General features: G+C 55.5%; 14 protein-coding genes. 6 read left to right on the forward strand and 8 right to left on the reverse strand.

Annotation, left to right across the window (positions count from 1 at the left end; translation table 11 throughout):
* Positions 1-159: 159 nt before the first annotated feature.
* Both D5066_RS17570 and mdtD read left to right on the forward strand, forming a co-directional pair.
* On the forward strand, positions 160-867 hold the full coding sequence (locus D5066_RS17570) for a FadR/GntR family transcriptional regulator (RefSeq protein ID WP_080329726.1): 708 nt from the start codon (positions 160-162) through the stop codon (positions 865-867).
* A complete protein-coding gene (gene mdtD / locus D5066_RS17575; protein WP_119916685.1) occupies positions 864-2,297 on the forward strand; it encodes a multidrug transporter subunit MdtD in 1,434 nt (477 codons plus the stop codon). The genes D5066_RS17570 and mdtD overlap by 4 nt, the downstream gene beginning before the upstream one ends.
* On the opposite strand, the gene rbsR is transcribed toward mdtD, so the two are convergent.
* From rbsR to kup, 7 genes are all read right to left on the reverse strand, one after another.
* On the reverse strand, positions 2,263-3,255 hold the full coding sequence (rbsR, locus tag D5066_RS17580) for a ribose operon transcriptional repressor RbsR (protein ID WP_119916686.1): 993 nt from the start codon (positions 3,253-3,255) through the stop codon (positions 2,263-2,265). The two genes, mdtD and rbsR, sit on opposite strands and share 35 nt — an antisense overlap.
* A 3-nt stretch (positions 3,256-3,258) precedes the next feature.
* Complete coding sequence (gene rbsK, locus D5066_RS17585; RefSeq protein ID WP_119916791.1) at positions 3,259-4,188, reverse strand: ribokinase; 930 nt, start codon at positions 4,186-4,188, stop codon at positions 3,259-3,261.
* A gap of 106 nt (positions 4,189-4,294) precedes the next feature.
* Positions 4,295-5,185, reverse strand: coding sequence for a ribose ABC transporter substrate-binding protein RbsB (rbsB, locus tag D5066_RS17590; RefSeq protein WP_010426610.1), 891 nt, complete (start codon positions 5,183-5,185; stop codon positions 4,295-4,297).
* Between the two features lie 27 nt (positions 5,186-5,212).
* Positions 5,213-6,178, reverse strand: coding sequence for a ribose ABC transporter permease (gene rbsC, locus D5066_RS17595; RefSeq protein WP_006808742.1), 966 nt, complete (start codon positions 6,176-6,178; stop codon positions 5,213-5,215).
* Positions 6,179-6,182: 4 nt separating this feature from the next.
* On the reverse strand, positions 6,183-7,688 hold the full coding sequence (gene rbsA, locus D5066_RS17600) for a ribose ABC transporter ATP-binding protein RbsA (RefSeq protein WP_024907897.1): 1,506 nt from the start codon (positions 7,686-7,688) through the stop codon (positions 6,183-6,185).
* Positions 7,689-7,695: 7 nt separating this feature from the next.
* Complete coding sequence (rbsD, locus tag D5066_RS17605; RefSeq protein WP_003862392.1) at positions 7,696-8,115, reverse strand: D-ribose pyranase; 420 nt, start codon at positions 8,113-8,115, stop codon at positions 7,696-7,698.
* A gap of 226 nt (positions 8,116-8,341) precedes the next feature.
* Positions 8,342-10,210: a low affinity potassium transporter Kup gene (gene kup / locus D5066_RS17610; RefSeq protein ID WP_119916687.1), complete on the reverse strand. Its 1,869-nt coding sequence runs from the start codon at positions 10,208-10,210 to the stop codon at positions 8,342-8,344.
* A gap of 222 nt (positions 10,211-10,432) precedes the next feature.
* Between kup and ravA the strand changes: the two genes are divergently transcribed.
* Positions 10,433-11,929: an ATPase RavA gene (ravA, locus tag D5066_RS17615; RefSeq protein ID WP_119916688.1), complete on the forward strand. Its 1,497-nt coding sequence runs from the start codon at positions 10,433-10,435 to the stop codon at positions 11,927-11,929.
* Positions 11,923-13,374 (forward strand): ATPase RavA stimulator ViaA, encoded by a 1,452-nt coding sequence (gene viaA, locus D5066_RS17620; protein ID WP_119916689.1) that lies wholly within the window; start codon positions 11,923-11,925, stop codon positions 13,372-13,374. The genes ravA and viaA overlap by 7 nt, the downstream gene beginning before the upstream one ends.
* Here the strand turns inward: viaA and asnA are convergent, their stop codons facing one another.
* Positions 13,375-14,367 (reverse strand): aspartate--ammonia ligase, encoded by a 993-nt coding sequence (gene asnA, locus D5066_RS17625; protein ID WP_119916691.1) that lies wholly within the window; start codon positions 14,365-14,367, stop codon positions 13,375-13,377.
* Between the two features lie 151 nt (positions 14,368-14,518).
* Here asnA and asnC point away from each other — a divergent pair, with 151 nt between their 5' ends.
* Positions 14,519-14,977 carry a transcriptional regulator AsnC gene (gene asnC / locus D5066_RS17630; RefSeq protein ID WP_008500198.1) on the forward strand — a complete coding sequence of 153 codons (459 nt, stop codon included), beginning with the start codon at positions 14,519-14,521 and terminating at the stop codon, positions 14,975-14,977.
* A 90-nt stretch (positions 14,978-15,067) separates the two neighbouring features.
* Positions 15,068-15,517, forward strand: a complete 450-nt coding sequence (gene mioC / locus D5066_RS17635; protein ID WP_041911749.1) for an FMN-binding protein MioC — start codon at positions 15,068-15,070, stop codon at positions 15,515-15,517.
* Positions 15,518-15,777 lie beyond the last annotated feature (260 nt).

Raw genomic sequence — 15,777 nt, forward strand, 5'->3', positions numbered from 1 at the left:
TAAGTGACAAGAGGAAATTTAAAAAAAGTTTCCATACGTGTTTTTTTTCACCAACAGCGATGAAATCAAGCTACAAATTGTTCTATTTGATGTATCTGCAACCACAATCACATCCGAGGTGGCATAATTATCAGCATGAAACATTAAGGAATAAAAGCGATGCCATTAAGCGCACAACAGCTGGCCGCCCAAAAAAATCTGTCGTACGTGCTGGCAGAAAAGCTGGCGCAGCGGATTTTAGCGGGCAAATATGCCCCGGGTAGCATCCTGCCGGGTGAAATGGAGCTGGGTGAGCAGTTTGGGGTAAGCCGCACCGCCGTTCGCGAAGCGGTGAAAACGTTGACGGCAAAAGGCATGGTGCTTCCGCGCCCTCGTATTGGCACACGCGTGATGCCACAAAGTAACTGGAATTTTCTCGATCAGGAGCTGCTATCCTGGTGGATGACCGAAGATAACTTTCACCAGGTCGTCGATCACTTTCTGGTGATGCGCAGCAGCCTTGAACCTCAGGCATGCCTGCTTGCCGCCACGCTTGGCACAGCAGAGCAGAAAGCGCAGCTTAACGCCTTGATGGAAGAGATGGTGTTCCTGAAAAAGCACTTCAACCGGGAACGCTGGGTAGAGGTTGATATGGCCTGGCATGAACATATCTATATGATGAGCGCGAATCCGTTCCTCACTTCCTTTGCCTCGTTGTTCCATTCGGTGTACCACACCTACTTTACCTCTATTACTCAAGACGAAGTGGTAAAGCTGGATTTGCACCAGGCAATCGTAGATGCCATTCAGGAAAGCGACGGGCAGCGAGCCCTGACAGCATGCCAGGCATTGCTCACCGCGCCAACCCACCAGCAGGTAGCTAAATGACAGAGAAAAAAGCGCGCAGTATGGCCGGATTGCCATGGATTGCAGCCATGGCGTTCTTTATGCAGGCACTGGATGCCACTATCCTCAACACAGCGCTCCCCGCAATTGCGCAAAGCCTTAACCGTTCTCCGCTGGCGATGCAGTCCGCCATCATCAGCTACACCCTCACGGTAGCGATGCTGATCCCGGTAAGCGGCTGGCTGGCCGACCGCTTCGGCACCCGCAGAGTCTTCATGCTGGCCGTAACGCTCTTTACGCTCGGTTCGCTGGCCTGCGCGCTCTCCACTTCATTAACGGAACTGGTAATCTTCCGCGTGCTGCAGGGAATAGGCGGCGCGATGATGATGCCCGTGGCGCGCCTCGCCTTGCTGCGTGCCTATCCGCGCAGCGAACTGCTTCCCGTGCTCAACTTCGTCACCATGCCAGGGCTGGTCGGCCCGATTCTTGGCCCGGTACTCGGCGGCGTACTGGTGACCTGGGCAAGCTGGCACTGGATATTCCTGATCAATATTCCGATTGGTGTGGCAGGCCTGATCTATGCCCGCAAATATATGCCGAACTTCACCACGCCAAGACGGAGCTTCGATATGGGCGGCTTTTTCCTGTTTGGCCTGAGTCTGGTGCTGTTCTCCAGCGGGATGGAGCTGTTTGGTGAGAAAATCGTTGAAACGTGGCTGGCGCTGGCCGTCATCCTCAGCGGAATTCTGCTGTTCCTTCTTTATATACGTCACGCGCGCCGTCACCCGACGCCGCTAATCTCACTTGGGCTCTTTAACACCCGAACCTTTTCCGTCGGGATCGCGGGCAATATTGCCTCACGCCTGGGCACGGGCTGCGTACCGTTCCTGATGCCGCTGATGCTGCAGGTCGGTTTTGGCTACCCGGCGCTGATTGCGGGCTGCATGATGGCGCCCACGGCGATGGGCTCGATCCTGGCGAAATCAACGGTTACGCAGGTACTGCGCTGGTTTGGCTATCGTAAAACGCTGGTTGGCGTGACGGTCTTTATCGGTCTGATGATTGCGCAGTTCTCGCTGCAATCCGCTGCGTTACCGGTCTGGATGCTGATCCTGCCGCTGTTTGTGCTGGGAATGGCGATGTCAACGCAGTTCACGTCAATGAACACCATCACCCTTGCGGACCTGACCGACGAGAATGCAAGCAGCGGCAACAGCGTACTGGCGGTTACGCAACAGTTATCAATTAGTCTTGGGGTTGCCGTGAGCGCGGCGGTACTGCGGTTTTATGAAGGGTTCGATAGTACAAATACCGTTGAGCAGTTCCACTACACCTTTATCACCATGGGCGCGCTTACCGTGGTATCGGCGCTGGTCTTTATGTTGTTAAAACCGAAAGATGGCCGAAACCTGATTAAAGAACGTCACAAAGAAAAGGCTAAACCGAACCGCGTTCCATCAAAACAGGAGTAAGCTGCAGACGTTGCTGCTGCAGCGTGGGCTGCGCCATACGGTGGATTAGTACATCGATGGCCAGCTCACCCAGTTCATCCTTCGGCTGATGGATAGTGGTCAGCGGCGGCGTCATATAGCGCGCCAGTTCGATATCATCGTAGCCCACGATCGCCATATCGTCCGGAACGCGTAGCCCCGCCTGATACAGCGCCTGATAAGCGCCAAACGCCATCGCATCGTTACCGATAAACACCGCCTGCGGGCGCGGCTTTTGCGCCAGCAGCTTCTGCATCGCCTCGAATCCACCGTTAAACTCGAAATCGCCGGTGATGCGGTAGCCATCAGGAATGGCAAGCCCTGCCCGCTCCATTGCCGAAAGATAGCCTTCCAGACGCAGGCGCGCCGGGGTTTTATCCAGCGGGCCGGTAATGCAGGCGATGCGGGTATGGCCCTTATCGATCAGATGCTGAGTCGCCATATCGCCGCCCAGCAGGGAGTTATCCTGAATCAGATCGCTGGTCCCATCGAACGGCGCCCAGTCCATCATCACTGTGGGAATCGAGGGATAGCGCTGGATGATCTCTTTCGAGGGTTGATGCGTTTCGGTACAGAGCAGCAGCAGCCCGTCGACGCGTTTTTGCATCAGCGTTTCCAGGTTGCGGTTCATGCGCTGCTCGTCGCCTTCGGTATTGCACAGCACCAGGCTGTAGCCACGCTCGAAGCAGCTGCGCTCCACGCCGCGCACCAGTTCAGAATAGAAAGGGTTCGTACTGGCCGTGATCAGCATGCCGATGGTGCGCGTCTGGTTGAGCTTGAGACTGCGCGCCAGCGCCGACGGCGCATAGTTGAGATCTTTTACTGCGGCTTCGACTTTCTCCCGAATCGCCTCGCTGACGAAACGATCGTTATTAATAACGTGAGAGACGGTCGAAGTAGAAACGCCCGCCATGCGGGCGACATCTTTCATCGTAGCCAAGCGTTACCCCTGCTGACTTAAGAATTCATCGATCTCTTTACGCCACGGAACGGAAGGCTGTGCGCCTTTGCGCGTCACCGCGATAGCCGCAGCCGCATGCGCAAAGCGGATGGCATCATCCATCGCTTTTCCTTCCAGCAGCGCCGTCACCAGCGCACCGTTAAAGGTATCTCCCGCTGCGATGGTATCAATGGCTTTCACCTTAAAGCCCGGCACGCGACGACCTTCGCAGTTTACGCTTGCCCACACGCCGCGGCTGCCGAGGGTAATAATAACGGTGCCGATACCTTTATCGTGCAGCGCTTTTGCCGCACGCGCTGCATCGTCGTCATTCTCAACACGAATGCCCGTCAGCTTTTCCGCTTCGGTTTCGTTTGGCGTGATGATGTCCACCAGCACCAGCAGCTCGTCTGATAATACACGGGCTGGGGCCGGGTTAAGTACTACAGTGGTATGATTTTCATGCGCAATTTTCGCGGCAGCCAGCACGCTTTCAACCGGAGATTCCAGCTGCATCAGCAGGGCTTCCGCTCTGGCAATGATCCCGCGCTGCGCGTCGACGCGTTCTGTCGTTAACGCAGCATTAGCCCCCGCATGAATACCGATAACATTCTCACCTTCCGCGTTGACGAAAATCAGCGCCACGCCGGTAGATTCCCCTGCAACTACGCTGACCGGCGCGATATCAATACGATCGCTGACCAGCTGTTTGCGAACGCGCTCGCCCGTATCGTCATCACCCGTGCAGGCGATAAACGCAATATTCGCTCCGCTGCGTCCGGCAGCGACGGCCTGATTTGCGCCTTTACCGCCAAACGCCACCTGATACTGATTACCGGTGACGGTTTCGCCCGGCGTAGGGAACGATTCAAGGTTAAGAATGTGATCGGCATTGATACTGCCAAGGACGACGAGGTTGCCTGCGGTTTTCATGGTTGGGTTGTCCATCTGAGAGCGCCACCGGTATTACCCGGTGGCGTATGCCACACTTTTCTTTATTGGTGTCCCTCAGGCAGCCAGCGACTGCCTGATTCGCCTTTTACTGCTTGATGACCAGCTTCAGGTCAACCGGGTATTTGGCCTGAACTTTTTCGCCCTTCAGCACTTTGTCGGCAGTTTCAACGCCAGTCGCGCCAATCTGCTCAGGCAGCTGAGCGATGGTCGCCGCCAGTTTGCCATCATTTACTGCTTTTTCACCATCCGGCGTACCGTCAAATCCGACAACCATCACATCAGATTTACCTGCGGTCTGCAGGGCACGCAGCGCGCCGAGCGCCATTTCGTCGTTCTGGGCGAATACCGCCTGCACGTCAGGATGCGCGGTCAGCAGGTTCTGCATAACGTTCAGACCCTTAGTACGGTCGAAGTCTGCCGGCTGGCTTGCCAGCACGTTAAATTTGTGCGCAGCCACAGCCTGCTGGAAGCCTTCACCACGCTCACGCGCTGCGGAAGTCCCGGCAATGCCCTGCAGTTCGATAACTTTCGCGCCTTCACCGGCTTTCTTCGCAATGTAGTCACCCGCGATTTTGCCGCCCAGCACGTTATCAGACGCAATGTGACTCACTACTTCGCCCTTCGTTGCCTGACGGTCCAGGGTGATTACCGGGATCTTCGCCTGGTTTGCCATTTTAACGGCGTTACCTACTGCATCGGAATCGGTTGGGTTGATCAGCAGAATTTTAGTACCACGCACGGTCAGGTCCTGAACGTTCGCCAGCTCTTTCGCCGGGTTGTTCTGAGAATCCAGCACCACCAGGTTGTAGCCCAGCTTATCCGCTTCTTTCTGCGCACCATCCTTCAGGGAGACGAAGAACGGGTTGTTCAGGGTAGAGACAACCAGCGCGATGGTATCTTTCGCCATGGCGTTAGCACTTACGGTTGCGCTCAGCGCGACAGCAGAAACCAGGGTAGCCAGTTTTTTCATGTTCATATCTAAGATGTCCTGTAGTGTCGTCAGTTACTGTTTTTTGTTGTCTACCAGGACCGCCAGCAAAATCACCACTGCCTTAACGATCATCTGGTAATAGGAGGAAACACCTAACAAATTCAAACCATTATTCAGGAAACCAAGAATCAGTGCGCCGATCAATGTCCCAACAATGCGACCTTTACCGCCCGCAAGACTCGTACCGCCCAGAACCACTGCCGCAATGGCATCCAGCTCATAACCCGTACCTGCCGTTGGCTGCGCAGAGGAGAGACGCGCCACTTCAATGATGCCCGCCAGCGACGCCAGCAGGCCGCACAGGGAGTAAACGATAATTTTGACTTTATTGACGCTGATACCGGACAGGCGCGTTGCCGCTTCGTTACCGCCCAGCGCGTAGATATAACGGCCCAGACGAGTGTGGTGCAGCATGTACCACGCCGCCAGGAAGACGATAGCCATGATCCAGACCGGCGTCGGAACCCCCAGCGGGCGACCGATACCGAACCAGCCAAACAGATCCGCGTTATCGGTGAAGCCGGTATTAACCGGGCTGCCGTTGGTGTAAACCATGGTCACACCGCGCAGCAGCAGCATCATCACCAGCGTGGCGATGAACGCCTGAACGCGGCCTTTTGCCACAATCACGCCGGTTACGGCACCAATCGCCGCGCCAGCGGCCAGCGCAGCGGCAACGGCCACCAGCGCGTTGACTTCAATGCCAACAATCGAAGCGGCGATCGCACCGGTGAGCGCCAGCAGGGAACCGACGGACAGATCGATACCCGAGGTCAAAATCACCAGCGTCATGCCGACCGCCATAATGGCATTCACCGACGTCTGCTGCAGAATGTTGAACAGGTTATTCACGGTGAAGAAATTCGGGCTCATAGTCGACACAATCGCGATCAACACCAGCAGGGCAATCAGCGATTTTTGTTCCATCAGCCATGCCTTTGTGAAATAGCGGCGACCAGAAACAGCCTGGGTAGTCATCTTCTTACTCCTGATTCACGCGATTAAGCTTGCCCACAGCGGCAGCCATCAGAACTTCCTGGGTGGCCTGCTCGCGAGTGAATTCACCGCCGAGATGCCCTTCATGCATGACGATAATGCGATCGCTCATGCCTAATACCTCTGGCATCTCGGAAGAGACCAGAATGATGCTCAGACCGTCGGCCTTAAACTGGTTAATCAGCTGATAGATCTCTTTCTTCGCGCCCACGTCTACGCCGCGGGTTGGCTCATCGAGGATCAGCACTTTCGGGCGCGTCATCAGCCCGCGGGCAATCGCCACTTTCTGCTGATTCCCGCCGGACAACAGGCCAATCGCCTGCTCCATTGACGGGGTTTTGACGTTAAAGAGACGGATAAAATCGCTGACCGCCTGCTGTTCGTCTTTATGCTTCAGGCTACCGCCGCTATGGCTGAAATAGCGCAGCGCGGTCAGGGACATGTTCTCTTTTACCGACATGCCCAGCACTAAGCCGTCGCGCTTACGGTCTTCAGAGATATAGACGATGCCGTTCGCCAAGCCGTCCTGCGGCGAGCGGGTCACCACTTCATGACCATCAAGGGTGACGTAACCGCTCGTGCGCGGCAGTGCGCCGTAGAGTACTTTCATCAACTCGGTACGGCCCGCGCCCATCAGGCCCGCCACACCCAGGATCTCGCCCTGACGCAGGGTAAAGGTCACATCATTCACACCCGGACCGCAGAGGTTGTCCACCTTCAGGCGGATCTCACCCGGCGCTTTGTCCAGATGCGGATACTGATCTTCGAGCTTACGTCCCACCATCATTTCGATAAGCGTATCTTCGGTCAGCGTCGCCACTTCGCGCTCGGCAATAAACTGCCCGTCGCGGAAGACGGTAACGTCATCGCAGATCTCGAAAATCTCTTTCATACGGTGGGAGATATAGACAATCCCGCGCCCCTGCGATTTCAGCTCGCGGATAACGCGGAACAGGGATTCGGTTTCGGTATCGGTCAGGGCGTCGGTCGGTTCATCCATAATGATGACCTTCGATTCAAAGCTCAGCACCTTCGCAATTTCCACCATCTGCTGATCGCCGATGGAGAGATCGCCCACCAGGCGGTCACTCTTAAAGCGCAGGTTCAGCTTCGCCAGCAGCTTGTCCGCTTCGGCGTACATGGTTTTCCAGTCGATTTTACCGAACCGGTTCACAAACTCGCGGCCGAGGAAGATATTCTCGGCAATGGTGAGCTGCGGGATGAGGTTCAGCTCCTGGTGGATAATGCCGATACCCGCTTCCTGAGAGGATTTCGGGCCGTTAAAGGTGGTCTCTTTACCCAGCCATAAGAGCGAACCGGCATCGCGTTGGTAGATACCGGTCAGCACTTTCATCATGGTGGATTTGCCGGCACCGTTTTCGCCCACCAGCGCCATCACGCGTCCTGGATAGACGTTCAGCGCCGCACCGGAGAGGGCTTTTACGCCCGGGAACGATTTATCGATCCCTTTGAGTTGCAGTAATGCGTCCATGATGGCCTCAGAAGGTGACGCCAGCACAGAGAATGATATTCGCATACGGGGAACACTCCCCGCTGCGAATCACCGCCTGACTGTCTGCGGTTTGTTGTTTGAACTGTTCGTGCGTTGTGTAACGAATTTCTATGGTGTTTCCCTGGTGTTGTTGCAGTTGCTCAATATGGCTGAGCAACGTTTCGTGGAGTTGCGGATTATGTTGTTTGATTTCCGCCGCGAGAATGGCTGCCTCAACCTGCATCTCCGCCGTCACGACTTCCAGTACCTGCATAAACGAAGGGACACCCTGCGTTAACGCCATATCAATACGGGTTGTGCTGCGCGGAACCGGTAAGCCTGCATCGCAAACTACCAGCGTATCGGTATGCCCAAGACGGGAAATAACCGATGAGATTTCTGAGTTGAGAACCGTGCCTTTCTTCATTTTCTTGCTCCACTAGCGAAACGTTTCGCTACAAAGAGTGTAGACGCAAGAGTGTTCAGAAAACCACCATGACGTAACGGATTTGTGATCAACGTCGAAACGTTTCGCTAAGTGAAATGGAGTGGAGGTAAATGCAAAACGGTAACCCCAAGGTTACCGTTTTTTATGTTTGCGCCCTCTCCCACAGGGAGAGGGTCGGGGTGAGGGCATCAGGCCGCACAAAGACTTAAATCTCAACCTGCGTCCCCAGCTCAATCACGCGGTTAGGCGGGATCTCAAACTGGTCAGGCGCGCGCAGGGCGTTACGTTGCAGAATGAGGTACAGCTTGCCGCGCAGGCGCAGGTACCACGGACGCTTGCCGATGATCAGCGACTCGTGCGACATAAAGAATGACGTCTCCATCATCCGGCAGCTTAACCCTTCCAGACCGCAGCGGTGGAACACCTCTTCCACGTTCGGCGTTTCGCGCCAGCCGTAGCTTGCCACCACGCGCCAGAAGGTTGGCGATAGCTGCTCGATCTGCACGCGACGCACGTTGTGAACATACGGCGCATCTTCTGTACGCAGCGTCAGCAGGATCACGCGCTCGTGCAGCACCTTGTTGTGCTTAAGGTTATGCATCAGCGCAAACGGGATCACGTTCAGGGCGCGAGACATATAAACCGCGGTACCCGGCACGCGCACCGGCGGGGATTTCTCCAGCGATGCGATCATCGCCTCCAGAGAATTCCCGTGCTCATGCATGCGGCGCAGCAGACGGAAGCGCTCGCTCTTCCATGTGGTCATCACAATGAACATCAACAGGCCCAGCGTCAGCGGCAGCCAGCCGCCGGAGACAATTTTGTCGAGGTTCGCGGAGAACAGCGGTACGTCGATGCACAGGAAGCCGACCAGAATCATCGCCACGAGGAATTTATTCCAGTGCCAGTTGCGGTACGCCACCGTGGTGGAGAGAAGCGACGTCAGCACCATCGTACCGGTCACGGCAATACCATAGGCTGCCGCCAGATTACTGGAGTGCTCGAAGCTGACGATCACAATCACAACAGCAAAGTAGAGCAGCCAGTTAACGAACGGGATGTAAATCTGACCCGACTCCATTTCTGAAGTATGGATAATGCGCATTGGCGAGAGATACCCCAGACGCACGGCCTGGCGCGTCAGAGAGAAGACGCCGGAAATCACCGCCTGAGACGCAATAACCGTCGCCAGCGTAGCGAGGATCAGCATAGGCACCAGCGCCCAGTCAGGTGCCAGCAGGAAGAACGGGTTCTTAATTGCCTCCGGGTTTTTGAGTAACAGCGCGCCCTGGCCGAAGTAATTCAGTACCAGCGACGGCAGCACAACCATAAACCAGGCCACGCGGATAGGCAGCTTCCCGAAGTGCCCCATATCGGCATACAACGCCTCAACGCCGGTGATGGAAAGCACGACCGCACCCAGCGCCACGAAGGAAACCACTTTGTATTCCAGGAAGAAATGCACTGCCCAGTATGGGTTCAGCGCCTGAAGGACTTCCGGGTTAGCGATGATGCTACGCAAACCGAGCGCGGCCAGGATCAGGAACCAGGCCAGCATAATCGGCGCAAACAGTTTCCCCACCAGCCCGGTACCATGCTTCTGGATCATAAATAGCAGCGTCAGAACGATGATTGCCAGCGGGACAACCCAGGTATCAAGCTTCGGGGCAATAATTTCCAGCCCTTCAATCGCCGAGAGCACAGAGATAGCTGGCGTTATAACCACTTCCCCGTAGAAGAAGCTGCCGCCTATCAGGCCGATAATCACCAGCACAGACGTCATTCTGGCCGAGGTATTGCGCCCTGCAAGGGACATCAGGGTCAGGATACCGCCTTCACCCGCGTTATCAGCGCGCATAACGAAGGAGAGATATTTAACGGAAACGACCAGGATAAGCAGCCAGAAGATGAGGGACAGGAAGCCAAATACGGCATCGCGCTCAACTCCAAAGCCAAACTGGCCGGACAAACATTCACGAAGCGTATAAAGCGGGCTGGTGCCGATATCACCGTAGACAACCCCGATCGCCGCAAGCGTAATTGCGGGTAATGATTGCTTATTATCAGTGCTCATAGACTAGTCTTTTCGTTTAAATAACAAATGTGTTCCTGATCCCTTGGTCCACAAAAAGCGCACAGTATGCACGATTCATTGCAAAATCGTACCCCTAAATGCAACCGCATTAATGTAGCGCAAAGAAAATTGCGCCGCACTTCAGCCTATTACCAGCCCTGACTGAAACGTCTATACTCGCTTCAATTAGCCGCCACGACGGCGAAAGGATGCAAAACTATTATGGCTCACTCACATTTATTAGCAGAAAGAATTTCCCGCCTCAGCAGCGCGCTGGAGAAAGGCCTTTACGAGCGTAGCCACGCCATTCGCCTTTGCCTGCTGGCAGCGTTGAGCGGTGAAAGCGTGTTTCTGCTGGGACCGCCGGGCATTGCCAAGAGTCTGATCGCACGCCGCCTCAAGTTCGCTTTCCAGAACGCCCGCGCATTTGAATATTTAATGACGCGCTTCTCCACCCCCGAAGAAGTTTTCGGTCCGCTTTCTATTCAGGCGCTGAAAGATGAAGGGCGCTATGAACGTCTGACGGCGGGCTATCTTCCGGAAGCGGAAATCGTCTTTCTTGATGAGATCTGGAAAGCCGGTCCGGCCATTCTGAATACCCTGCTGACGGCGATTAACGAACGTCGGTTCCGCAACGGGGCCAGTGAAGAGAAAATCCCCATGCGCCTGCTGGTGGCCGCGTCAAACGAACTGCCCGAAGCCGACAGCAGTCTGGAAGCGCTGTATGACCGTATGCTGATCCGCCTGTGGCTCGATAAAGTGCAGGACAAATCCAACTTCCGCTCCATGCTGGTGAGCCAGCAGGATGAGAACGAAAACCCGGTGGCGCCGTCACTGCAGGTGACGGACGAGGAGTACCATCAGTGGCAGGACGAGATCGGCAAAATTAAACTGCCCGACGCCGTTTTTGAGCTGATCTTCATGCTGCGCCAGCAGCTTGATTTATTGCCTTCCGCCCCGTATGTCTCTGACCGTCGATGGAAAAAAGCGATTCGTCTGCTTCAGGCCAGCGCCCTGTTCAGTGGCCGTGATGCCGTCGCACCAATCGATCTGATCCTGCTGAAAGACTGCCTCTGGCACGATGCTGAAGGCATGAATCTAATGCAGCAGCAGCTGGACGTTTTGATGACCGGACACGCCTGGGGACAGCAGGCGATGCTCAATCAGCTGGGGGCAATTGCCCAACGGCGCATTCAGCTCCAGCAGCAGCAAAGCGATAAAACCGCGCTGAAAGTGAGTCGCCTGGGCGGCATGTTCGCCCGCAAACCGCATTACGAGCTACCCACCGATCTGACCGGCACGACGCTGACACTGCTGCTCCAGCAGCCACTCAAGCTGCATGATATGCAGGTGGTGCACATTACGATTGAGCGCGAGCCGCTGGCGCAGTGGCTGGATAAAGGCGGTGAGATCCGCGGCAAGCTCAACGGCATCGGTTTCGCGCAGCCGCTGAATATGGAAGTGGACAGCAGCCAGCATCTGGTGATCCGCGACGTCAGTCTGCAGGGATCGCGTCTTGCGCTTCCCGGCACCGCCACGGACAGCGTGCCGGAAGAGATTAAACAGCAGCTGGATGCACTGGATACCGAATGGCATCAGCAGCACACCCGCTTCAGCGAGCAGCAAAAATGTCTCTTTATCCATAGCGACTGGCTAGGTCGCATTGAAGCCAGCCTGCAGGACGTCAGCGCGCAGATCAAACAGGCGCGTCAATGCTAACGCTGGACACGCTCAATATGATGCTGGCCGTCAGCGAGGAAGGGTTGATCGAGGAGGTGGTGATTACCCTTCTGGCATCGCCGCAGCTGGCGGCCTTCTTTGAAAAATTCCCAAAGCTCAAAAAGGCGATGACCGACGATCTCCCTCGCTGGCGCGACAACCTGCGGCAGCGATTTAAAGAGACAGAAGTCCCGCCCGAACTGACCGAGGAAGTCGCGGCCTATCAGCAGTGTCAGCGGCTATCGACGCCGCAGTTTATCGTCCAGATTCCGCAAACCCTGACCTTGCTCGATAAAGTCCATTCTCCATTTGCCAGCCAGGCGCGCGCGCTGGTCACGGAAAATGCCACCATGACTCCGGCGCTTCACACCCTCTTTTTACAGCGCTGGCGGCTGAGCCTTATTGTCCAGACCACGACGCTGAACCAGCAGTTGCTGGATGAAGAGCGGGAACAGCTGCTCAGTGAAGTTCAGGAACGCATGACGTTGAGCGGGCAACTGGAAGAGGTGCTGGTAGAAAATGAAAACGCCGCCGGCCGCCTCTGGGATATGAGCGCCGGGCAGCTGCGGCGTGGGGATTATCAGTTGATCGTGAAGTACGGCGACTTTCTTGCCCAGCAGCCTGAGCTGATGAAGCTTGCTGAACAGCTGGGCCGCTCGCGAGAGGCCAGGTCAGTCCCAAAGAAAGATGCCCCGATGGAAACCTTCCGCACCCTGGTACGCGAACCGGCTACCGTGCCGGAACAGGTCGACGGGCTTCAGCAAAGCGACGACATCCTCAGGCTGCTGCCTACGGAGCTAAGTACGCTGGGAATGACCGAACTGGAGTATGAGTTTTACCGTCGGCTGGTGGAAAAGCAGCTTCTCACCTACCGGCTGCACGGTGAAGCCTGGCGCGAAAAGCTCAGCCAGCGCCCGGTAGTCCATCAGGATTTTGATGAACAGCCGCGCGGGCCATTCATTGTTTGTGTGGATACGTCCGGCTCAATGGGCGGCTTTAACGAGCAGTGCGCGAAGGCATTTTGTCTGGCGCTGATGCGCGTGGCGCTCGCTGACCGCCGTCGCTGCTTTATCATGCTCTTTTCCAGCGAAGTCGTGGGCTATGAGCTGACGAACCAGCAGGGTATTGAGCAGGCCATCCGCTTTTTAAGCCAGCGTTTTCGCGGCGGCACCGATCTCGCCAGCTGTTTTCGCAGCATCGTTGAACGGATGCAGGGCGGCGACTGGTACGACGCTGACGCGGTGGTGATTTCCGATTTTATTGCCCAGCGGCTGCCGGATGATGTGGTAAATAAAGTGAAGGAGCTGCAGCGGGTGCATCAGCACCGTTTCCATGCCGTCGCGATGTCCGCACATGGAAAACCCGGCATCATGCGCATTTTCGATCATATCTGGCGCTTTGATACCGGGTTGCGTAGCCGTCTGCTCAGACGCTGGCGGCGTTAATTAAAGAAGCGAGCCGACGCTTTCACGAACCTGCTGCGGCCAGACGCCACACTGCACCTGACCGATATGGGACAGCTGCAGCAACAGCATGGTCAGACGGGACTGGCCGATGCCGCCGCCGATGGTCTGCGGCATTTCACCGCGCAGCAGCGCCTGGTGCCACTCCAGCTTCAGACGATCTTCATCACCGGTCACCGCCAGCTGGCGCTTCAGCGCCTCAGCATCCACGCGGATCCCCATGGAAGAGAGCTCAAACGCATCTTCCAGAACCGGGTTCCACACCAGAATATCGCCGTTCAGCCCGGCAAATTCACCCTCACCCGCAGTGCTCCAGTCATCATAATCCGGCGCACGCACGTCATGACGTTTGCCATCAGACAATTTGCCGCCGATGCCAATCAGGAAAACCGCGCCCAGCTCTTTGGCGATCGCCCGCTCGCGGCCTTTGGCATCCAGATCCGGGAAGCGGCTCAGCAGTTCCTGGCTGTGGACAAAGTGGATCGTATCCGGCAGGAACGGTACCAGGCCAAACTCTTTGCTCACGGCCGCTTCGGTCGCTTTGATCCCGGCGTAGATCGCCTCAACGGTGGATTTCAGCGTGCCGACGTGGCGCTCGCCATCACCCATTACGCGCTCCCAGTCCCACTGGTCAACGTAGACAGAGTGAATGGGGGAAAGACGGTCTTCATCGGGGCGAAGGGCTTTCATGTGCGTGTAAAGCCCTTCGCCCGCGCTGAAGTCGTGTTGTCCCAGGGTTTGACGCTTCCACTTCGCCAGTGAATGAACCACTTCGAACTGTGCGTCTGGCAGTGTTTTCACTTTCACCTGTACCGCTTTTTCGCATCCAGACAGGTTATCCTGCGTCCCGTCACCCACGCGGCTAAGGATCGGCGCCTGAACTTCAATAAGACCAAGCTTCTCTTCCAGCTGGCGGGAAAAATGGGATTTTACGAAACTGATCTGGCGTTGTTTTGCGATGTAAGCGGTTTTCATTATTTATACTCCTGCGTCCTGTTGGTAATGATTAAGCAACAGAACTGGCAGTTAATTCAATAACCCACTAACAAAAAGCCTCCTTAACTTTTGATTCGTTAAAATAAGACGCTAGAATAGACGTATTCATTAATCTTCATAAGAAAAAGCTATGGAAAATTATCAGATCGACAATCTGGACCGCGGCATTCTGGAGGCCTTAATGGCAAATGCCCGTACCGCCTATGCCGAACTGGCGAAACAGTTTGGCGTCAGCCCCGGGACAATTCACGTTCGCGTAGAGAAAATGAAGCAGGCAGGGATCATTACCGGCGCGCGCATTGACGTCAGCCCGAAACAGCTGGGTTACGACGTTTGCTGCTTCATCGGCATCATTCTTAAAAGCGCAAAAGACTACCCCTCCGCACTGGCGAAGCTGAACGCGCTCGATGAAGTCACCGAGGCGTACTACACCACCGGGCACTACAGCATCTTTATAAAGGTGATGTGCCGATCCATCGATGCCCTCCAGCAGGTACTTATCAACAAGATCCAAACAATCGATGAAATTCAGTCCACCGAAACCCTGATCTCCCTGCAAAACCCGATCATGCGTACCATCCGCCCGTGATCGGGCAAATTCATTCCCACATTTTCCACAGGTAGATCCCAGCTCGTTCACAGCGTACAATGATCCCCTCCTTATCTGAGCGAGCGATCAATGGCGGACATTACCCTTATCAGCGGCAGCACTCTTGGCGGTGCGGAATATGTAGCGGAACATCTGGCCGAGAAGCTGGAAGATGCAGGCTTTTCTACACAAACGCTGCACGGGCCGCTGCTTGAAGATCTCCCGGCTGACGGGGTCTGGCTGCTGATCACTTCCACGCACGGCGCGGGCGATCTGCCGGATAACCTGCAACCTTTATATGACGAACTGCTGGAACAGCAGCCCGACCTGTCAAACGTCCGTTTTGGCGCGGTGGGGATCGGCAGTCGTGAATATGACACCTTTTGCGGGGCAATAGAGAAAGTTGAAGCCGCTGTTACCGCTTGCGGGGCAAAACAGCTGGGTGAAACGCTCAAGATCAACATCCTCGATCATGATATTCCGGAGGATCCAGCTGAGATCTGGCTCGCGGAATGGAAAAATTTACTCAAAAACGATTAAAGATCGCGCGATCAGATGTGGATAACTCTGGTTAAAAGCTCGTATTAACCCGTAGTTATCCAAAGAACAACGCGAGTTTAGTTTTTGACCTGTGTATAAAGCGGCGATCTGATCCCAGCTTATACGGTCCAGGATCACCGATCATTAACAGCAAACGATCCTTCCTAACTGCATGATCTTATTCATGGGATCGGACTTATCCACACAGGTCCGCGATCCTAATAAGAGATCACAATAGAACAGATCTCTAAATAAAAAGA

The organism is Enterobacter chuandaensis (assembly GCF_003594915.1).
Lineage (GTDB): Bacteria > Pseudomonadota > Gammaproteobacteria > Enterobacterales > Enterobacteriaceae > Enterobacter > Enterobacter chuandaensis.